The organism is Rhizobium sp. NPDC090279 (assembly GCF_044769665.1).
GTDB lineage: Bacteria > Pseudomonadota > Alphaproteobacteria > Rhizobiales > Rhizobiaceae > Rhizobium.
Genome location: NZ_JBIVYI010000011.1, coordinates 1 through 20,455 on the forward strand (window position 1 = coordinate 1; position 20,455 = coordinate 20,455).

At 53.1% G+C, this 20,455-nt stretch carries 16 protein-coding genes, 1 tRNA gene and 4 pseudogenes; 9 read left to right on the top strand and 12 right to left on the bottom strand.

The genetic code is table 11. The features are described from left to right. The first annotated feature begins 160 nt into the window (after positions 1-160). Both ACIQWP_RS25295 and ACIQWP_RS25300 read left to right on the top strand, forming a co-directional pair. Positions 161-556, top strand: a complete 396-nt coding sequence (locus ACIQWP_RS25295; RefSeq protein WP_402793508.1) for a transposase — start codon at positions 161-163, stop codon at positions 554-556. 7 nt (positions 557-563) lie between these two features. Next, on the top strand, positions 564-1,115 hold the full coding sequence (locus tag ACIQWP_RS25300; RefSeq protein ID WP_402793510.1) for an IS630 family transposase: 552 nt from the start codon (positions 564-566) through the stop codon (positions 1,113-1,115). A gap of 640 nt (positions 1,116-1,755) precedes the next feature. Here ACIQWP_RS25300 and ACIQWP_RS25305 read toward each other — a convergent pair. After that, complete coding sequence (locus tag ACIQWP_RS25305; protein ID WP_402793512.1) at positions 1,756-2,085, bottom strand: hypothetical protein; 330 nt, start codon at positions 2,083-2,085, stop codon at positions 1,756-1,758. Positions 2,086-2,233: 148 nt separating this feature from the next. Here ACIQWP_RS25305 and ACIQWP_RS25310 point away from each other — a divergent pair, with 148 nt between their 5' ends. From ACIQWP_RS25310 to ACIQWP_RS25325, 4 genes and pseudogenes are all read left to right on the top strand, one after another. After that, positions 2,234-2,551 carry an H-NS family nucleoid-associated regulatory protein gene (locus tag ACIQWP_RS25310; protein WP_402793514.1) on the top strand — a complete coding sequence of 106 codons (318 nt, stop codon included), beginning with the start codon at positions 2,234-2,236 and terminating at the stop codon, positions 2,549-2,551. A gap of 58 nt (positions 2,552-2,609) precedes the next feature. Then, positions 2,610-3,374 (top strand): annotated as a pseudogene (locus ACIQWP_RS25315) (IS5 family transposase). 262 nt (positions 3,375-3,636) lie between these two features. Further along, positions 3,637-3,983: pseudogene (locus ACIQWP_RS25320) on the top strand (transposase); the annotation flags it as partial. Between the two features lie 360 nt (positions 3,984-4,343). Beyond that, the gene (locus tag ACIQWP_RS25325) at positions 4,344-5,435 is read left to right on the top strand and encodes an acyltransferase family protein (protein WP_402793516.1); all 1,092 of its coding nucleotides are present in this window, start codon (positions 4,344-4,346) and stop codon (positions 5,433-5,435) included. 123 nt (positions 5,436-5,558) lie between these two features. On the opposite strand, the gene ACIQWP_RS25330 is transcribed toward ACIQWP_RS25325, so the two are convergent. Genes ACIQWP_RS25330 through ACIQWP_RS25350 form a run of 5 tightly spaced genes read right to left on the bottom strand, consistent with a single transcriptional unit; the run spans position 5,559 to position 13,690 of the window. Continuing rightward, positions 5,559-6,671, bottom strand: coding sequence for a glycosyltransferase family 4 protein (locus ACIQWP_RS25330; RefSeq protein WP_402793518.1), 1,113 nt, complete (start codon positions 6,669-6,671; stop codon positions 5,559-5,561). 22 nt (positions 6,672-6,693) lie between these two features. Then, the gene (locus tag ACIQWP_RS25335; protein WP_402793520.1) at positions 6,694-10,371 is read right to left on the bottom strand and encodes a glycosyltransferase; all 3,678 of its coding nucleotides are present in this window, start codon (positions 10,369-10,371) and stop codon (positions 6,694-6,696) included. Between the two features lie 6 nt (positions 10,372-10,377). Next, the gene (locus tag ACIQWP_RS25340; protein WP_402793522.1) at positions 10,378-11,673 is read right to left on the bottom strand and encodes a methyltransferase domain-containing protein; all 1,296 of its coding nucleotides are present in this window, start codon (positions 11,671-11,673) and stop codon (positions 10,378-10,380) included. After that, positions 11,670-12,887 (bottom strand): ABC transporter ATP-binding protein, encoded by a 1,218-nt coding sequence (locus ACIQWP_RS25345; RefSeq protein ID WP_402793524.1) that lies wholly within the window; start codon positions 12,885-12,887, stop codon positions 11,670-11,672. The genes ACIQWP_RS25340 and ACIQWP_RS25345 overlap by 4 nt, the downstream gene beginning before the upstream one ends. Further along, positions 12,884-13,690, bottom strand: coding sequence for an ABC transporter permease (locus ACIQWP_RS25350; RefSeq protein ID WP_402793526.1), 807 nt, complete (start codon positions 13,688-13,690; stop codon positions 12,884-12,886). Before ACIQWP_RS25350 ends, ACIQWP_RS25345 begins: the two co-directional genes overlap by 4 nt. A gap of 418 nt (positions 13,691-14,108) precedes the next feature. Here ACIQWP_RS25350 and ACIQWP_RS25355 point away from each other — a divergent pair. Both ACIQWP_RS25355 and ACIQWP_RS25360 read left to right on the top strand, forming a co-directional pair. Further along, a pseudogene (locus tag ACIQWP_RS25355) lies at positions 14,109-15,387 on the top strand (IS701 family transposase). Between the two features lie 283 nt (positions 15,388-15,670). Next, positions 15,671-15,805: pseudogene (locus ACIQWP_RS25360) on the top strand (IS5/IS1182 family transposase); the annotation flags it as partial. A gap of 337 nt (positions 15,806-16,142) precedes the next feature. On the opposite strand, the gene ACIQWP_RS25365 reads toward ACIQWP_RS25360, so the two are convergent. After that, complete coding sequence (locus ACIQWP_RS25365) at positions 16,143-17,249, bottom strand: glycosyltransferase family 4 protein (RefSeq protein ID WP_402793528.1); 1,107 nt, start codon at positions 17,247-17,249, stop codon at positions 16,143-16,145. Between the two features lie 301 nt (positions 17,250-17,550). Here ACIQWP_RS25365 and ACIQWP_RS25370 point away from each other — a divergent pair, with 301 nt between their 5' ends. After that, a complete protein-coding gene (locus ACIQWP_RS25370) occupies positions 17,551-17,919 on the top strand; it encodes a phosphomannose isomerase type II C-terminal cupin domain (RefSeq protein ID WP_402793530.1) in 369 nt (122 codons plus the stop codon). A 43-nt stretch (positions 17,920-17,962) separates the two neighbouring features. On the opposite strand, the gene ACIQWP_RS25375 is transcribed toward ACIQWP_RS25370, so the two are convergent. The 5 genes from ACIQWP_RS25375 to ACIQWP_RS25395 all read right to left on the bottom strand — a co-directional run bounded on the left by ACIQWP_RS25375 (position 17,963) and on the right by ACIQWP_RS25395 (position 20,367). After that, positions 17,963-18,145 carry a dTDP-4-dehydrorhamnose 3,5-epimerase family protein gene (locus ACIQWP_RS25375; protein WP_402793531.1) on the bottom strand — a complete coding sequence of 61 codons (183 nt, stop codon included), beginning with the start codon at positions 18,143-18,145 and terminating at the stop codon, positions 17,963-17,965. A gap of 107 nt (positions 18,146-18,252) precedes the next feature. Then, positions 18,253-18,543, bottom strand: coding sequence for a hypothetical protein (locus ACIQWP_RS25380; protein ID WP_402793533.1), 291 nt, complete (start codon positions 18,541-18,543; stop codon positions 18,253-18,255). Between the two features lie 322 nt (positions 18,544-18,865). Continuing rightward, positions 18,866-18,939: transfer RNA gene (locus ACIQWP_RS25385), tRNA-Gln, on the bottom strand. A gap of 239 nt (positions 18,940-19,178) precedes the next feature. Further along, on the bottom strand, positions 19,179-19,814 hold the full coding sequence (locus tag ACIQWP_RS25390; RefSeq protein ID WP_402793535.1) for an NrsF family protein: 636 nt from the start codon (positions 19,812-19,814) through the stop codon (positions 19,179-19,181). Further along, the gene (locus ACIQWP_RS25395; protein WP_402793537.1) at positions 19,801-20,367 is read right to left on the bottom strand and encodes a sigma-70 family RNA polymerase sigma factor; all 567 of its coding nucleotides are present in this window, start codon (positions 20,365-20,367) and stop codon (positions 19,801-19,803) included. Before ACIQWP_RS25395 ends, ACIQWP_RS25390 begins: the two co-directional genes overlap by 14 nt. Between the last annotated feature and the right edge of the window lie 88 nt (positions 20,368-20,455).

Genomic DNA, 20,455 nt, shown 5'->3' on the forward strand with positions numbered 1-20,455 from the left:
TGCCGCGTTGGCAGAAGCGGAGCGTCTGGCTGCCTATAAACTCACAAAATAGCAGCATAAGCTTCCACCCGCCGTGGCCCCAGAACGGCGCTTACATCGGATTCGGGATTTCCGTTTGTGATGATCTGTGATTCACTTTGCCCCTGGAAGGAGAAGTGCCATGGGCAAGCCGCATCCAATCGAGTTGCGTGAGCGCGTCGTTGCGTTTGTTGGTGATGGCAATAGTAACCGGGCGGCGGCACGGCATTTCCGCGTTTCGCCTCGGTTCGTCAACAACATGATTATACTGCAGCGGACATCCGGCACTCTTGCCGCAGCCAGGCAGGGCCACCCGCCTGGTGGGGCTAAGCTTTCGGCCCATGGTGAATGGATCCGCGAGCGTATGTCTTCCCATGGCGAAACGACTTTGGACGAACTGTGTGTCGAACTCGCCGCGCGTGGTGTCGAAGTGCATCGAGCCACGGTCGGCCGGTTTCTACATCGGCTTGGGCTGAGCAATAAAAAAAAGCCTCAAGGCAAGCGAGCAGCGCAGGCCAGAAATCGCCAAGGCACGTGATCTTTGGATGAGCCGACGCAAGCGGTTCTTCAACAAGGCATTGTCGCGTCTCATCTTTATCGACGAGACGTCAACGAATACACGCCTGACAAAGCGCACCGGCTGGTCTCCCAAGGGCAGTCGCTTCAACGCCTATGCCCCTTTCGGAAAGTGGAAGACACAGACCTTCATCGCCGGGCTGCGATGCCATGGCCTCACGGCTCCCTTCATCGTCGATGCACCAATGAACAGCCGTATCTTCGAAACTTGGATCGACACCCAGCTTGCCCCGACATTGTCGCCCGGCGATGTCGTTATCCTTGACAAGGTCGGCTTTCACAAAAGTGAGCGCGCCGAACAGTTGGTCAAAGCGAAAGGCGCGTGGCTTCTCTTTCTGCCACCCTATTCGCCAGACCTGAACCCCATCGAAATGGCCTTCTCCAAGCTCAAAGCACTTCTGAGAAAGCGAGCCGCACGAAGCTTCGACGCAATCACGAAAGCTCTCGGCGACATCATAAACCTTTTCTCAGTCGCAGAATGCCGCAACTATTTCAAAGCCGCCGGCTATGAGGCCAGATAAATGCGACACGCTTTTAGCCTCCGCTGGTCCAGAAACCTTGGGCGGTTCAGAAGAGGGCGGACTCTAATCCATTCTGGAGGAAAGTCTCAGTGGCAGGTCACAAACCAGCTTTCCGATTGGCGGCGTCAGGCGCGCGACGGCATTCCGGTGCTGCCGTTTGCGGTGACAACCGCGCCGTCGCAATGCATTGGTGCGGAGCCGGCATCGTGCCTGTGGCAATTGCTGTTGAGCCGACTGACAAAACACTGCGGGAAGAAAGAAGGGCACAGAGATCAAGACGCCCTACAAACGGTCCGCATCACCCTAAGTACAAGTCCCTGCAAAACGTGCAAGGATTGCGTTCTGCACCCCAACATAAAGAGCGCCAAAAAATGCTTCTTTGACTCTCAGTTTATTGACGAAAGAGCGACTGCCGCGAACGCCGTTAATCCACCGAAAATCAACAGGAGCTTCATCATGATGAGTTGCGCAAGCTTTCGCTTTTCTGTGTCCGTCACGCTCTTCTCGCTTCGAAAAATAGCTGCTGAGAGAATACTACTACGCCGCAATTGGGATAACAGTGTCGTTTAGTGTGCAAAAATAGCACTAAGGACACGGCTTGGCTATAGCTGCGTCGCTCGGGATGATGTTGGGGGAGAGTTTACTTGTCGCGCATAGGCGCGCACTTCATAAGGAGTCGATACTCTTGCATGCGAAACTCAATAACTGCATCATAGTTGCGTTTGGCGCCCGGGTCATTGCGTACATGCGCCCCTGCCGGAAATGCTCTTTCGAACCACTCTCGGCTGGGCTCTTTGGGAACAAAAACCCATGCACCAGGGAGCGCTTGGTTCCCTGATTGGCCGAAGTTGGGGTACAACCCACGGCGGCTCAATTCCTCAACATAACGGTCCGCCGGTATCTGCTCAGATTCCCAAAGCTCCTTAAGCATCTCGAGCGTGGTGTCTTCGATTGAAATAACTTTAGCCAATAACATCTCCAATAAGACTCTACATTTGGCGCGAATGCTCTTATAGAGAATGGCATTCGTCAAGCGCCTATGTACGCTTTAATTGCATTATGTTGCTTGAGGTAATCGACGCCACAAGTGAAAAACATTAACGAAATGAAGGCTTTAGATGGAAGTTGATTATTCCAAAGCGACGCTAAAAGAATTGAATGAAATCATTGCTGATGCAGTCGCGGCTCGAAACAAGATCATCTCGACACGCAGGTCACAACTTCTCGCTGAGCTGAACGAGCTTGATAAGTTGTCCAAAGCAGGCTTAGGGAAGGCCGCAAGAGAAGTGCCTAGTTCAAAGGCTATCTATAGAGACGACAAAGGAAATTCATGGCGCGGCAAAGGTCGAATGCCTCAGTGGCTGAAAGATAGAATTGATGGTGGCGCAAAGTTAGAAGATTTTGGGGTGCGCGAGGACTACGGCGTAAACTCATAAAATTGCTTGGTGTTTATCGACTGCCGTGATTCAAGGCTTCCAAATAAGGAAGCATTTGATGACGCGTCGCCGCTACGAACTGACCGACCACGAGTGGTCGGTCATATCGCCGTTGTTGCCCAACAAGCCCCGCGGCGTTCCGCCGGTCGATGATCGGCGGGTGCTGAATGGCATCCTGTGGCGGTTTCGAACGGGCTCGCCCTGGGCGGAAGTCCCGGAAGCGCTATGGCCCGCCGACCACCTGCTACAACCGCTTCGTCCGCTGGCAGAAAGCCGGGGTATGGGATCGGCTTCTTGAAGCAGTTTCGGCGGCGTACGATGGTGACATCGTCATGATCGAATCGACCTGTATCCGCGTTCACCAGCATGCGGCTACGGAAAAAAAGGGGATGGCGATGCTGGCGGCACGGGACGTTCCCGCGGCGGACTTACGAGCAAAATCCACGCGCTTGTCGATGCCGAAGGTCTCCCCGTCAACCTGCGTCTGACTGGTGGACAGGTCGCCGACTGCACGCAGGCCGACGCGCTGACGGACGAACTCGGCGAAGGAGATATCCTGCTGGCCGACAAGGGTTATGACAGCAATGCCAATCGGACCAAGGCCGCCGAGCGAAAAGCCTGGGCCAACATCCCGCCGAAGACAAACCGCAAGGGCTCCTTCGTGTTCTCGCGCTGGGTCTGTCGGCAACGGAATCTCGTGGAACGGTTCTTCAACAGGATCAAACAGTTCCGAGGCATCGCAACCCGATATGACAAGCGCCCAAAAAACTACCTCGCCGCAGTAAAGCTCGTCGCCGCAAGAATATGGTGCCAGAATTTATGAGTCGACGCCGTAGGACAGGTAGATTTGGTTTGAATTCTCCTCGTATGGACACGAAAATAAGCAAGTGGTTTAAGTTCGATTGTATTCATACGCCATTTGCATCGTAAGCGTGTATGGACCCCACGTATCATTTGGCGGGCTGATGGGGTTTCTTCGGCATGAATCATGCGAGGAATCCTATGAGCGACAGTGTGAATCAGCCACGAACATTTGAAGTGTTGACGACGGCGCCGTTGCGGACGCGCCGCAAGCTGAGCTCGGCAAAGTCTCCGGGAAGTCCAAAACTGCGGAGGCGATCCGCTATGCTCTCACCGGCGCGAGGCGTTGGAGCGCTTTCTGACGGACGGTCGTATCGAAATCGACTCCAATATTGTCGAGCGCGCGATCAGGCCCCAGACAATTACGAGAAAGAATAGTCTATTCGCCGGCAGCGAGGGCGGCGGACGAACCTGGGCGACGGTGGCCACTCTCTTGCAGACAGCCAAAATGAACAGCGTCGATCCCCTCGACTGGCTCTCCCTGACATTGACACGCATCGCTCAAGGCTGGCCCGTCTCAGAAATAGACGCCCTCATGCCATGGAACTTCAGGTCACACGCCCTCAGCTAACCGCTTACGATAAAACTTGGGGGCAAGGTCAGCGGCTATCGTGAAGCTGTCGCAAAGGCTTTACCAGATGCCGTTCAGGTCGCAGATCGTTGGCATTTGATGGAGAACAAAGCAAAATCTCCGCAGTAGCAACCGGGCGGTTACGATCCAGGAGTTGCGCCAAGAATTGCAATCAACATCTTGCAGCCGCCCAAGGCGTCGGCCCCATCAACATACAATGCCTTGCTATGGACATCTCGTCAGAGCGGTGCCAGAAACGCTCGGAGACATAAAGCAACATGCGGAAGCAGCCCCAAGGGCACACCAATTTGGAAAGTTCGATCAGCTTGAGCCACGCCGTGGATTTGCAACGAGGGCGCAATGAAAAACTATGAGATGCCTCAGAGGCTATACGCGCTTGACACCCTTAGGGGGGGCGCGGCAATCGTCGTGATATTCTGGCACTGGCAGCATTTTTTCTATATCGGCAGCGATGCATCCAACGTTCCTTGGGATTCACAGCCCTTTTACCCATACCTTTTCGCGCTCTACAAACACGGTTGGCTAGCGGTTGACCTCTTCTTCGCCTTGTCTGGATATGTGTTCGCGTGGCTCTTTGCCGACAAAATTGCCACAGGAAAGATCTCACTCGCTACCTATGCTTTGGATAGAATCAGCCGCCTCTATCCCTTGCACATAGTCACGTTCGCTGCGGTTTTCTTTCTGCAATTTCTTTATGCGAGATCACACACGGCTTATTTCGTTTTTCAGTTGAATGACTTGTACCATGCTTTTTTGAATTTATTCCTAATTCCCGCTTGGGGTTTTGAAAAGGGCTGGTCATTCAATGCGCCGATATGGTCCGTTTCCGTGGAGGTGTTCCTCTACATCGCATTCGGCGTCGGATGCCTACTTGGGCGCGCGCGATTACTTGCGTTCGCAGTACTTATCGCGATCGGCTACCTGCTTCCTGAGCAATTTGGAAAAATTGCCGTGGGACTGCGTGAATTCTTCACAGGAGGCTTCGTCTACTTCGCCATTTCCCATACATTGCCCCGCATGGGTGCGCGGTCCACTGCAGGAGTATGGACGGCACTTGCGCTTATTGCGTGGGTATACGCAGCGAATTACGGAGTTTCGGACACTTCGAGATATATCATTTTCCCCGCAACTGTCGGCATGTTCGCGGCGATCGGTATCGCAAAGCGTAACTTCCTCAAAAACGGAGCATGGCTCGGGGATATAAGCTATTCCGTTTATCTATTGCATTTTCCGTTACAAATCGTCTTCGCAATTGTGTGTGATAGGCTGGGTTATCAGAGAACAGTCCTTCTCTCGCCATTCGCAATGGCGGCTTTCTTCGCAATTTTGATCCCGGTAGCCGCCTTCACTTTTGTCGCATTTGAACATCCCACAAAAAACTGGCTTCGCGCGAATTTCTTGCGCCACCGTCAGACTTCACCCGCAGAATAGTCAATCAGTATTTCAATTGCACCAATTGTTAATAACGGGTAGCCTGCCCGGATGAGGAAATTAGGTCTAGAGCGCTTCAAGAACTGAAACGCTCTAATGAGCCATCATCAAAATCGGCAACTGTTAACGCTTGACGCCACACGACATTAAGTCCAGCACTGCATATGCTGCTCTGTCCCAGTCGTATTTCTCAGACTGCTTTCGGCCAAGCTCTCCCAATCGTTTGAGTTTTCCCGAGTCTTTCAAGAGGTTCGTAAGCCCGGTGGCTATTGACCTAACGCTGTGAGGGTCCACAAATTCACCGGCGCAGCCCGCGATCTCGGGCATCGATGAAACATTGGAGGTCAATACCGGCACGGATCGGCTCATTGCCTCCACCAGCGGAAGGCCGAAGCCTTCGTAGAGAGACGGCATCGCAAGGCATGTCGCAAAAGAGTATAACGTCGATAACTCTTGTTCCGTTACATAACCCGTGGCTCTCACACTGTCTTTAAGACGTAGCCTATCGATTAAGTCCGCGAGGTCTACGTCACCCCATCCTTTACCACCGACCAGCACCAGTTGATGTTGCTCTCTAAGCTCTTCCGAAAGTAACGAGAAAGCCTCCAGAAGTCGGGGAAGATTTTTCCGCGGTTCCAAAGTACCGACAAATAGTATGTAAGGTTTGTTAATCTGCCATTTTTCTAGAAAAGAGACCGACAGGCTTGGAGGCAGTTTGGAAATACCGGGATAGATCGTTGATATAGGAGCATTCGTGGCGGGAAAGACAGAGAGAATATCACGTCGCGTGCTGTCAGAGACGCAGACAACGGCATTAGCCCGTTTCAGTGCGAGCGGCATGAGTGTCGATTCAGTTAAATGGCTGAGACGACGCATTGTATGGCCAGCAAAATACCAAACGAGATCATGCACTGTTACCACCTTGAATACCCGCGGCGGCAAACCATAGGGCAACCGATGTGTAGGTCCCCAAAAAACATCAATATTATCTGTCGCTGCCCAATATGGTAAAGCCGTCTCTGCCCAGAGCATCCTACCTATTCGGCTAGCACTTAAGCTAAGCGTTTTTGCTTCATGATGTCCCCGCTCATCTTCCAACGAGAACAATATCGGAGAAGGGCTATAAAGACGTAGATTTGCACCTGCGCGCAACAATGCGTTGCACATTTCGTGAGTATATCGCCCAATTCCCGTCAAAGGGATTGAAAGCAGACGAGCGTCAACTCCAATCTTCAAATGTCGGCTCCCCAAACAACACTTACTGGTGAGTGCCCTGAAGTTTCTCTTGATGCAGCGCCTTTAGCATCCCCGCCAACCGGCGACCGATCGCCGGATAGGAATGAGCGTGTCGCCAGCGACGCGCCTCACTCATGGTATGCCGAAATCTTTCGTCACCGGCGACAATGCTCGCACGTATCTCGCTGAGCCCGGTAGCGATCTCTAAAGGAGAAACGCCAGGAAGCTGGAAAACCGCATTCGACACGTCGTCGAAGATCGGAAGTGGCGTGACGGCGACTGGTTTGCCGGTAGCAATGCCATATCGAACAGCACCACTCGCTGACTCCGCTGTGTTTTGATAAGTATAAGCGATGAGATCTGCAGAAGAAAGAAGGCGGAGGCTCTCGTCATCCGGCAAAAAATCGGTGTAAAATTCAATTGCAGAAAGCAACCCGAGACGGCGCGCCAGTGCCTTCGCTTCAGCAATAAGCTCCGCCGAAACTGGCGCTGGATATTCTGCGTTGACCAGTCGGAGTCGATAATCAATCCCGTTTCGACGCAGAATGTGCAGCGCCTCAATCAACTCGGAAATTCCCTTGTTCGGCAAGAAGAAACCATAGGCTGCGATCACGAAACTCGATTGCGAAGCTGATGCCGAATAAGGCACAGGCTTGTTTGCGGGATCAACGCTCGAAAGAACTCCGTGTGGTAGCAAGGCGACGTTGTCGAGAATGCCTATATTCTTGAGCCGATTGAGGTCATTAATTGAATGCACAAGAATTCGATCGCAGCGAAGCAATGCCGGCTTAAGATCAACCAGCCGCTTCTCCTTATCATGTTTGGGGTCCACCGTCGCGTGCAGCGTTATCACGACTTGGGTGCCGGAATCCATGATCCGATTCAAAAAGCTACAGAGATAAGGAATATTATAGAAACCGTAGTTGAACTGAAGGACAATAATATCGAACTTATGCCGCTCGATCTGCTGCGCCAGTTCTGTCAGATCGTCGTCATTGCCTTCTTTCCAGCAACGAATCACATTTTCCGAATCCACCCCCAACGCTGTATGGATTTTCGGCGCGAGTACCAAAACGGGCATGCCCAGAACCTGCAAGAGGTGGTTTGAGTAGGTCGCAATGCCACAACGCTGATTATAGGTAGTAACCCAGCCGATCTTCGGTTCCGAAAAACATGGATTCGATACAAACCGCCGCGCCGCCTCGATCTGCCGCGCTACTACATCGCTCCATTTATGCGACTCCAACAACCGCTTTTGAAAAGCCGAAGTCCTTGCTTGCCGTTGCTCTGCTGGCTCATCAAATACCTTGCGCATCATCCGCGCTAGATGGTCTGGATCCGGCTCTGCCCAGACGCTATTCTGAACGCCGGAATGAGTGGCCGCCGGAACGAAATGGAAGTCGATCAAATCAACTTCAGTAGAATCGCAGAAATCTAGCTGGCCGCTCCAAGCGGTTGTGATCACCGCCGTACCACTGAGGGCAGCTTCTGCGAGCGGAAGACCATATCCCTCTGCTCGGCTCGGTGCGACCAGAACATCGGATTGACTGTAAACAGCCTTCATCTGTGCATCAGTTAGATCATCGAAAATAATTGCGATGTTAGGATAATCCGGATGACGCGCACGAGCCTCTTCCAACCAGTGCTCGATCTCGTTGTGCGGATTGCGGAAAGTCTTGACGATCAGGATTACATCGTCTTTGGACGTAAAGGCACGACCATAACTTTCAAGAAGGACGTCTGCTCCCTTGCGAGGAAAGCAAGAAGAAACATGTAGGAACGTGAAACCACGTTTGGCGATATTGTAGTTCTGATCAGGATTGACAGCGATCCAGTGGTCAACGCCGTTACCCACCACCGCTAGCGGTATAGAGACACCGTTATCAATGAGTAGCTTTCGCACATGCTGAGATGTGATGGTGGCAAATTGCAGACTTTCGTTGAAGCTCCTTACAAACTCTTCAGGAAAGCCGGTCTCCTCCCAGGCATAATTATGAAGAGCATTGAATTTGCCAGTCATATCCGCGACACGCGGTGGATACATGTTGCGGCTGACAATGTCGACTTGGTCCGAAGCTACCGTGCTTGCCCGATCATACATCGAACGAAGATCAGCATTTTCAATAAGAAACTGTTCGCTTGGAGGAAAATCGCCCGGGCCCTCCGATGACCAAAGGTCGACGGTTTCCCCCTGAGCGGAAAGCGATCGAGCCATCTCGCGATTAACCAATGCAAGGCTATAACTGGAGTCGAATGGACCTTCCAACCGCCAACGGACCGATTTCGAAAGGGATCGCAAACGTAGACGTTCTTCGACTGCTCGGCGATTATCAGCAATAGCTTGTGACAATCGCAGCAGATCTCTTTCCGCTGGCCGGCCGATCGAAGGATCGATGGCCAATATCGCAGCAATCAGTCGCGACTCACAATCCTCAAGGCGATCCCGGATATCTGCCCACGAAAGCTCTTTCGTCTGTGGCTCGCTCGCGAATCGTGCAATGCCTTCCAAGGCGCTCTTAGCGCTGGTTTGCCATGAGAACCGGTTAGCGTGTTCACGTCCGTGTTTAATCAGACGCTCCCGGAAAGCATCGTCGCTCAACGCATGCTCGATTTTATACGCCATATCCTTGACAGAGGTCGGATCGAACAAAGCTTCGGAATTGCCCAACACTTCAGGAACGCTGGAAATATTGGCGCCGATCACCGGCGCGCCGCATTGCATTGCTTCGAGAACAGGAAGGCCGAAGCCCTCATGCAAAGAGGGAAAAACGAAGGCACGGGCAAGATTGTAAAGTTCGATCAGATCGTCATCTGATACGTAACCAGTAAAGAGCAACTGCCGTTCACCGAACTCCAAGCGTTTTGCCTGTTCCTTTAACGCCCAAATTTCGCCATCAGGCATGCGTCCAGCCATGACCAACTGATATTCATCGCGCAGAGCAGCAGGCAGAGCGGCAAAAGCACTCAAGAGCCTATCAAGATTTTTTCTATGATCGGCACCACCTGTATAAAAGAGGAATGGCTTGTCTATACCGAAATTCTTCAGCAGGAGTTTCGCCCGGGTGTCGCTAATCTCCTTTTTGCAAAATTTCGCATCAGCGGCTTCTGAAGCATTGAGAACTTTATCTGGCAAAAATCCAAGGAGACTGACAGCTTCCGACGAGGACGATTCTGAGATGGTCAACAAACCATCCGCCTTCTTTATCTCCTCAACCTTGTTGTAGTAGAAAGCCTCATAGCCATTCCCACTGGAAAGGTAGTTTTCTTTGTAGATCAGAGGAATGAGGTCGTGCAGCGTAACGACAACGGGAATGGAGGAAAATCGACGGACACTTAGGACAGCATCGTCGATAAACCCCTCAAAAAGGCTGGGGCAAAAAACCACATCCGGATGCAGCCCCTCGATAAACGCCTCGCGGAGGAGCGCAGAAGCAGCGGAGCGCCAAGCATTTTGTCGGTTTAGACCAGTTGTCGGCGTTACAATGTCGAAAAAATGAATCTTTTCGTCCGGTAGAAATTCTTCTAGCGTACGACGAAGCTCGATGATGGTCTCAGGAAAGGCTTTACTCAGCAAGACGTGAATATCGTGGTCTCTGCTTTCACGGATCATCGCCAAGGTTAATGCGATAGTATAGCGACCAATGCCGCGCAGCCTGCTTTCGGTTTGCGCTCCCTGCAGATCGATTAGGATACGAGCCATTTGAGATTACCGTTCTGTGGCGCTTTTGAATTTTTCAAAAATACGCTTAGCGTGAGGAGAGAGGTCGGCATGATCGATTCGATGATCGAAATGGCCAGACTGTTCTACGGGACCAGGCACGATAAGCCGCTTCAGCCGGTCTGTCGTTCTTGGAGACCAAGAGAGAAGCCGCACCGCCACACGCCGTAGAGTGGGGCGAGCGACGGCAAAGCGGATGAACTGACGTAGAACATCGGCAATAAAGATCTTGATATTCAAAATGACGGTCTGGTGTCCGTGCCGAAGTCGACGTAGGGTCCCCATCGTCTTGCGAAACGGCGCCATAAGTCTCCAAGACGAACTCTTATAAACATCCATCAGACGCTGCTGATAGTTGTCAATCTCCTCGCGCAGCACGTCTTTTTCCTTGCGTAGCAAATCGAACTCCTGTTGAATTCGAGCAAGATCTTCCCGAACTCGATCGAATTCCGACTTCAATCCGCTTATAGAAGCCGATGCCTTCGCTATCGCCTCGTCGGTTGCCTGCGATCTAACTTCGAATTCGGCCGCAGAGATCAGACGCGCTTCGAAACGTTGCGACAGCGCATCTAGCGTAAGGCCGTAATCGGCATTGAAAGGCCCGTCGAATTTTTGCAGAAACGTGCTAGGCGCCGCCTTCTGCGCCACGACTGCATAGTCCGGACTAACCCCTTGAAACACATCGATGAGGTGGACATCACCAGATTGCCGTAGAGCGCCGTTTTCCTGAAGTCGTATCGCCACAGCGCGCGCGTAGCCATAAAACCGCGGCAAGAAAGAAAGCAATCCGGGTGGAAGCGGTCGGTTATGAGTCGGATCCATGTGAAAAGTCAGCGTACCGACGCTTATATTTTCCGCATTCGGCGTCTCAAGAATCAACAATCCGCCAGGACGAAGGACACGAAGTGACTCCGAGATTAGCTTCTGGAGCACCTCAAAATGAAGATGCTCGGCAATATGAAAGCCGGAGACTATAGCTTGACTTTCATCTGGCAGACTTTTCAGACACGCGATGGCATCGAGCTTCTCTGCGGAAAGATTGCGAGCGAAGCAATCTTCGAGCATACCGTCGTCAAGGTCGACTCCGTGTGGAATCATACCTATAGACTGCATCAATTCCAACCACTCTCCTCTGCCGCAGCCCAGATCGATGATCCTTCGCGTGCCGCCATCATCGAGTAGCGGTTTCACGAAGGGCAGGTAAATCTCCAGTCGCTTGGCAATTTCTGCTCGATCGCCGCGGAATTTTTCTTCAAAGTCGCGATAGAACAGGCCCGAACTCATCGTACAAGCTCCAGTCCCGGCGGCACCCACGCTACACCCACAAACTTCTGCTTGTCGGTATTAACCACAGCAAAGGTGTAAGCGAGGTCTTGCCATTCGTAGTTGTAAGCCACATGCGCCTCGCTTTGATGCAGTGATACTGCCACGGAGTAGTTGCCGTTGCCGAAGTTGGCATTGAACTTGAAGCGGAACGTCAACTCTTCCCCGGCTTTTAGATTGTAAAGAACCCGATCCAGATGAAAGGTATTGGTCCCGAAGATCGGCTGTCCGAGCCGATCCTTGATCATGTAGCCAGCAACCAGTTCCGGGATATCTCTGACGATTTCGACTTTTACTTCGAGAATGACGGCTTCGCCCACACTCACCGCATCAGTTGTACAACCAGCTGAATTCAGCAGTACCACATCGGCGATAACTGCTTCGCCAGTTCCTGAAACTGTTTGAATTCTCCCATCCTTATTTTTCGTTTGGCTAACGATGCCCCCCTCTTTCTCGGCGATCAAGGCGTTGTAAAGATCAAGGACATCCTCCGGAGGGCCGTCTTTTCGAATTTCGCCCTTTTCAATTAGGATGGCACGATCGCAAAGAGAGATTACCGCGGATCTATCATGAGATACCAGTAGAAGCGTTGTGCCTTCCTTCTGGAATTGTTTAATGCGATTGAAACTTTTGTGCTGAAAATAAGCATCTCCGACCGAGAGCGCCTCGTCCACAATCAAAATCTCAGGCCTGAAGGCGGTCGCGACAGAAAAGGCGAGACGCACCTGCATTCCACTGGAATATGTTCGTAGCGGCTCATCGAAATAGGTGCCAATTTCAGCAAAAGCCTCAATTTGTGACATAACGCCAAGAATCTGGTCATGGGTAAATCCCATTAACCCTGCCGTATTCATGACATTTGCTCGCCCCGACAAATCAGGATTAAACCCCATTCCGAGCTCGAGAAGCGCCGCAATACGGCCATTAACTTCGATCGTGCCAACACTTGGCGCCAGCGTATTGCACAGCATTTTAAGAAGCGTACTCTTACCTGCCCCGTTCTGCCCGACAATACCGACCGCTTCGCCGGCCTCTAAGCTGAACGTTATGTCGCGCAGTATCCACTTCTCCTCTCGCGGCACTACCGAAAGGCCAAGCCAACTCAACACGCGCTGCCACTCCGATCGATAAGTTCGGAAAGCCTTGCCAATACCTTCAACTTTGAGAACAGTCATAGAACGTCAGCCATCTCTGTATTAGCACGACGAAAGACGACAAGCGAGATTCCGCACAGGATGAGACCGAGAACGAGAGTGACAGGCACCGCCGTCAATCGAGGCGCGACGTCGTATGCAATCGCTTTGTGGTAGGCGTCAACGATATCGAACATAGGGTTAAGCTTAAGGATACGAACATATTTCTCCGGAATCACAGTAATCGGATAGACAATTGGCGTGAACCAGAAAAGAATCTGCAAGACAATTGGCACGACTTGCTCAACATCTCGAATGAAGACGTTAACAATTCCAAGAAAAAGTCCGATCCCAACCGCAAAAACCACGATAACTGGCATCAGCAGGAAGATAAACATCAGATTCCAGCTGGGTACATGCCCAAGAAACAGAAAGATGACCACCATCACTACGAGAAGAATGAGGTTATTGACGATAGCCGACCCAACAGCAATCGCTGGCAAGGTGACCTTCGGGAAATTCATCTTTTTAATGATATTAGCGTTGTTGACGAAAACTTTCAGACAACGATCGATGATCTCGGAAAACAAATTCCAGGCAAGCGTACCGGACATCAGATAGATTGCGTAACCGTAGGTGTTGTTAATGTCAGGGATTTTGGATGATAGAAGATTGGAAAGGATCAACGCATAAATCATAACCTGGGACAGCGGTTGCAGGACGATCCATGCCCCACCAAGTTTACTGCGCACAAAACGAGTGTAGAAGTCGTTCCATATCGAATTCGCAATAAAATACCGGTAGCTCCAAATCCCATTCGCTAGTCCTAACATATCAGCCTTCATGCCTCAGTCATATTGAATTGAATCCAGCCTTGGTTGCCATCTCATGGCTGACGTTGATATTCCATATCGCGTTACCTCTGCAATGAAATTCATGTCCACGGTCAATCCGGGTGAGAATTGCCGCCGGTGCGATCGCGCCGCCTTTAAACGGAAAAGGCCGGGTTTTCAAGCTTTTGAGACTCAGCGATGCTTATTCCACCGAAACCTGATCGGGATTTCCGCAGAGAGTTGGCTCAGATTCATATGTGGGACGGTCCGGCTTATAAGACTGTTTCAACGTAAATTGCCGTTGGACGGTGCAATCATATGTCCGGCTTGTTACCGCAGTCTTAGACCGCTGGCCACGGTGAGATCGGCGATATAGATCGCCTATCATTACAGTTGCGCATTTATCCATAGTCTGAATCTATAGGTTTCGATGATTCGTAGGTCATGGATGACGGGTGCATCGATCGAGACGACGCTTGAACTTTGGGCATCATCGCTGCGAGACGTGAAGGCTCGTATGCGCGGACTGTTTACGCAGGAGCGGGTTGCGGCGTCGGCAACCTTTTCCTGGACGGCTTGCTGGGTGACGAACGGCGCAAGACAGGTTGGATGCGCGCTGAGGCGGCCGGTGATCCCGGCCCCTGGCGGCAGCAAGCCATTCTGGGTCGCGGTCGCTGGATTGCGGACGGGCTTCGCGACATCGTACGAGACTATGTTGTAGAGCACCTCTCTACAGATGATGCGGTCCTCGTCATCGATGAGACCGGCTTCCTCAAGCAGGGCAAGACATCGTGCGGTGTTGCGCGTCAATATACAGGCTCGGCAGGCAAGATAACGAACTGCCAGATCGGTGTGTTCGCCGCCTATGTGTACGTTCGCAGTCATGCCTTTATCGATCGAGCCCTGTACTTGCCCACGACCTGGACTGGCGATCCGGCAAGGCTTGCAGCAGCGCATGTTCCTGAGGCTACAGCCTTCGCTACCAAACCCGGTCTGGCTGTCGATATGATACGGCGGGGGCTTTCAGCCGATGTGCCGTTTTCATGGGTGGCTGCTGATGCCGTCTATGGTGTCGGGGACATCGAAGGAGCTTTGCGCCGAGCCTGCAAAGGCTATGTTCTCGGGGTTAAATCGGACCATCATTTCGGCTCCTGGTCAGGCAAGCCTCCGGTCGCCGGCACAGCTCAGGAGATTGCCGGTGATCTCGATCCAAGTGCATGGCAGCGGCTTTCCGCCGGAGAGGGCACCAAAGGCGCGCGGCTTCATGACTGGGCTTACTGCGAACTCGCTGATCTCGACGCCGACGAATATGACGAGACCCAAACTGGGCTTTGGACGCGCGGCCTCCTGATCCGGCCGGCGCAATATCAGCGACGGCGAACTCGCATTCTTCACCACATGGTGCCCGGCCGGGACTGGCATCCAGACGCTTGTTTCCGTGGAAGGTCATCGCTGGGCGATCGAAGACAGTTTCGAGACCGCCAAGAACGGGCTCGGGCGCGATCACAACGAAACCAGGTCATGGCATGGCTGGCATCGCCACGTCTCCCTTGTCATGCTCGCCTTCGCCATGATGGCGGTGATCCGGTACCGCGCCAACGACGCGACGCCCCAAAAAAAGACCGCGGATGCCGACCATCAACATCTGATCCGCTGGTCCATCCAGGAGGTCCGACGCATCGCCACAAGGCTTGCCCAGCGTCGCATAAAGCCCACCTACATCATCGTGTTCATGCTGGAGACGCGCTCACCAAGCTGCCGCGCGGCAGGCTCATCTAAAGTCTAAAATACAACTGTAATGTTAGGTCACATGCCCATAAAATTGCTTGACGATTATCGGCTGTCGCGATTCAAGGCTTCCGGACAAGGAAACATTTCATGACACGTCGCCGCTACGAACTTACCGAGCATTAATGGTCGATCATATCGCTGTTGTTGCCCAACAAGCCCCGCGGTGTTCCCCGCGTGGATGATCGGCGGGTGCCGAAGCACCTCCTGCTGGCCGACAAGGGCTATGATACCAACGCCGTTCGAGCCAAGTCTGCCGAGCGAAAGGCATAGGCAAACATTCCGCCAAAGACAAACCGCAAGGGCTCCTTCGTCTTCTCGCGCTGGATTTATCGGCAAACACAAGCCTTGATGCCGACGAGACAGGACTCGATGTTACAAAAGAACTCCGGGCACCTGCGACCGCCGCAAGGCATGTCGGACAACAACGTCTCCCCCGTCAGTGAGGACGTGGACCTCAAAAAACCGACTTTACCAAATCCAATCCGATTGCGGTAATCTTCTCCTTGGTACTATCTCTTCAGTTTTGTGGCGATTGGCGTCACCACAAGAAACGTCCACTGCGCCGGTTCGAAGAGTAATTTAGGTCGCTCCGATCAATCCGGCGTAAAGTCGATCGGTTTTGGCGCGACCGTACATCTGGGTGCCAATCGATATCGGGCATGTATTACCGAACTCAGCCTACCAACTCGCGATAGAGGCGATAATATTCTGAACACATCTTCTCTGCCGTAAAGCATGCAAGATAGCGATCACGCGCCGCAGCGCCCAGCACAGCAACCCCTTTCCCATCGTCCCAGATCGACTTCATTGCGTTTGATAGAGCATCAACATCGTTCGGCGGTACTACGAACCCAGTCTTTTTATCCCGGTTGACATAACTTGTCCCCGTGCCGATTTCACACGAAATCATCGGCTTGCCGAACATTGCCGCTTCGACGAGAGAAAGCCCGAAGGCCTCGGAGCGAAGATGCGAGGGAAACACGAACCCCGCACAAAGCTCGAGCAGAGCAATCTTGTCGTTGTCCGACAAGGATCCGAGAAAATGGATATTGTGCAGATTTTGCCCAGCAGCCTGCTTCAGTTCGACCTCCATCGGACCACTGCCGACGATCGCGATATCGAGGCCATTGTGTTTCGCAGCCTCCAGCAAGATATGAACTCCCTTGTAATATCGCAGGACACCGACGAATAGAAGGAAGCGATCGGGAAGCCTGTCGCGCCAGCGGGCTAGCGTCGCTTCGTCCGCCTTCGGATAGTCTGCTTCATCCAGACCCAACGGGATCACCGTCGTCTTGGATTTGAACCTTTTCAGGACATCACTCGACAGGAGGTAATTGGGAGACGTCGCAACAATGCGGTCGACGTTCTTCAGAAAGCGAAACATCAACGGCTTGTAGAATTGCAGCAAAACCTTCTGCTTCACGATGTCGGAATGATAGGTCACGACGGCAGGCTTGCCGGGAGGAACGCTCAGATGGACGATATCCATCACTGGCCACGGAAAGTGATAGTGGACGATGTCGGCCTTCTGGCTCAATTCCCGAAATCGTCCAAACGCCTCGCGCGAAAAACCGCTGGATGCGAATTCGAAATCGAGCTTGGCCTTATGCGCCATATGCCCGTCGAATTCGACACTGTTTTCCAACGGTGTTTTGCTGAGTGAGAGAACATCTGATTCTACGCCATATTTGGCGGTACCCTTGGCGATCGCATGAATGGTCCGCTCAACCCCACCGAATGTGTCGGGCCAATATGTTTTGAAAAAATGTAAAACGCGCATTCCACTCCTGTATCGAAAAGTGATCGCTGCGTCACCTGGAGCATCGTTGAGTCGGAGAAAACATTAGAAGCCACGCAATCTCCAGGCCAATGGCCGGAATATTTCGGCTGCATCGACGTCGACCGCACCGCGGGCCGACTAATTCTGAACTGGTGTCCTTAAGCAAGTTGGATAGCAACGTGCAAGAAGGCGCTTTTGCCACATTCGCAGAAAACCCTTGCTCTGCCAGCACCAGTGAATTAATCCCGCGCATTATTTTCGGTCGGCGGTCGCCGATCGGCTTATCGCAAAGGAAATCTCATTGAAGTCGGGAAGCTTATACAAGGTTGGTGACAATGATCAGCGCCCTTGGGGCACGTGGCATGTGCTTGATATCGGTGATCACCACGTCGTTAAACGCATTGTTGTGAATCCGGGAGAGCGGCTATCGCTGCAATATCACAATCACCGCTCGGAGCGTTGGACCGCCGTTTCGGGGCATGGTATTGCGGAGATTGACGGAACGGAACACGCTCTGCAGCTCGGACATACAGTCGATATTCCGCTCAAGGCGACACACCGGGTTTCGTGCACCGGAAATAAGCCGTTGGTTTTCATCGAAATTCAATACGGCGAGCTGCTCGACGAGAGCGATATCATTAGGTTGAGCGACGACTACAATCGGGCCTGACATTAGATCCGAGGCTTCGAAACTACTGACGGGCGCCGGCCGCTTACTTCATTACCTTGAGTTTTGCCCTTTCGACGCGAGCGCTCGATATCGGGAATCTGCGGGCAAAGCCTCTCAGGATTAAAAGCCGGCGCTTGTTGTTGTCTGACAAAAGAATACCTACGCGCTGGCCGAACGTCGCACGCGATTGCAGGCTGTCGACGGCAACGTCTAGATCCCTACCCACTTTGGATCATCTCAGTTGCGGACCGGAACGCTGCAGTAGCGGCGTCCAGCCCGTGGCTAAGGTCTTCAGGTTATTGATGATAGGTGTCGATCGGCCAGCCTCACTCTTCAGCCAAATAAGGCTCTCAGGCTTCCAAAAATGCCGATAGGTAGGATCGCCATAAACAGTAAAACGGCGATAGCCGTCTGCGCCAAGCGCGCGCTGGCAGATCCGGCCCCAAGGATGCCTATGGCTATAGCCACGGAGGTCTGATTGAGCAAGCCGTAGGAGTTGCTTCTTAAGAGCATTAGAGCCACCCCGAAATAGGCAACGCCGCGTAGAACGCGAACACCCCAGGATAGGCCTTTCATAAAAAAGTCGTGGATCTGTTGATCGGTAAAAAATTCATCGGTCGACATCAAAATTCCCCGGTTAGAAACAACCTCACTCCCTATGTGGGGAATAGCAGTAAATAACAAGCGAAGGTAGCGTCACATTACGGACTGAGCGAGTTTTCTGGCGGCAGCACCATCTCTGAACGCTATCGCCACGGGTTGCCGTATTTTCGTTGGCGGATGAAAATTCAATGATCAGCAGGAGCTTTTTCATGCGACTCGAATTTGCCGCGGCCAGCTGGAAATGCTCGGAAACCAAGGATTGGAGCGCAACTTAACGCGATAAGCAACATCGCCGATGGCGAGCGACCACCCAATTGCCCAATCAATTTTCAAAAGAAGTATTTGGCTGGGGAACCTGGACTCGAACCAAGATTAACGGAGTCAGAGTCCGTCGTTCTACCATTGAACTATTCCCCAACGACCGCTAGGCGATAAGACTCTTCGCGGTGAAGGCTGCGCCTCTATAATCGAATTTGCCGCGGATGCAAACACTTTAACGCGCCGAGCTGCGATTTTTTGATGGAGTGACGGAAAGCGTGTGAGAGCCTTTGAGTTCGCGCATGACACGCGCCTTTTTCAAGCGAAGCCGCCGCAACTCGTCCAGACGTCGTCCCTCAAATGATTTGGCTGCGCTCGCAACGGCAGGTTCGATCGCGTCACCAGCGCAAAAGGCGCTTGCCGAGGATGTAGCCGACTGATGTCACGATCGCGATCGCGATCGGGTACCAGAGGAGGACGAAAAGCGGGCTGTCATCCGTGCAGTTGGAGGCGTAAAAGGTCGCGGCGATGCCGCTTGCGGCAAGTCCGGCAACGGCGCCGGCCGCACCCGGCTTTTCCGGCGCGCCGTGGCGCAGGGCGAGAAGGAAGCAGGCAAGCGGGCCGATCGACAAAAGCGGAATGAGAGTCAGGCAGAAGCGGGCATTATGCCCGATCATCCGTGCGCTCCAGCTGTCGGCCGGCATGACCGCCATTTCGGCGGCAGCCGCGGCAAGCAGCAGGAGAGGCGCGGCCACAAGTGTCCAGCCCCAGAGGCGCAGCGACACCCCCGGCCGGCCGATGCGGAAGACGACCGAGCAGGCCGTCACGGCCAGCGCGATCGTCACGACGAACTTGAACAGGAAACGAACGGTCTCCATCGCGGTGTCGATATCGGCGCGAAAACCGATCATGGCGAAGAAAAGACCGCCGCTGATCAGGATGCCCGCGACAACCGCCAGGGTCAGGACCTTGCCGATCCGCGTGCGGACCGGCGCGTCCTGCGCCAGAAGATTGATGAGGTCATCGGTTTTCACTGGTCTCACTCCTATACAAGGCCGCAAGCGCCTTCAAAGCGCGGTGCAACGCCACGCGCACCGCCCCTTCCGTCATCCTCAGCCGGTCCGCCGTTTCCCGGACGCCGCTTCCCTCGACGGAAATCGAGCGCACGATCGTCTTCTGCGGATCTTTAAGCAATTCCAACATACGATCGACGTCGAACCGATCCAAGGCGTCGGTATGCTCTTCCGCCTCCAGAAAATCGATCACATCGTCGATCGGCACGCTCGCATGCCGCCCGCGCCGTCTCAGGCTGTCGATCAGCTTGTTGCGCACGATCGTCGACAGCCAGGGTCCGATCGGACGGGACGTGTCCCATGTGCCGCGCTTCAGATGGACGGCCAAGAGCACTTCCTGAACCACATCCTCGGCCTCGCTCACCGGCGCGCCCAACTGATCGCAGCGCCTTTTCGCCATGGCGCGCAGATGTGGCGTCACTGCGGACAGGAAACGGTGGTAGGCCTGCGCATCGCCGCCTATGGCGGCGCGCATCCAGACTGCCCATTCCTCTTCGCGCGCCGAATGATTCATCCGACATCTCCTCTACGCGGGACCGCAGGCTTTCGTTACCGGCAACGGCACTTATTTTTCAAGTCCTTTCCTTTCCATGGCGGGCTGT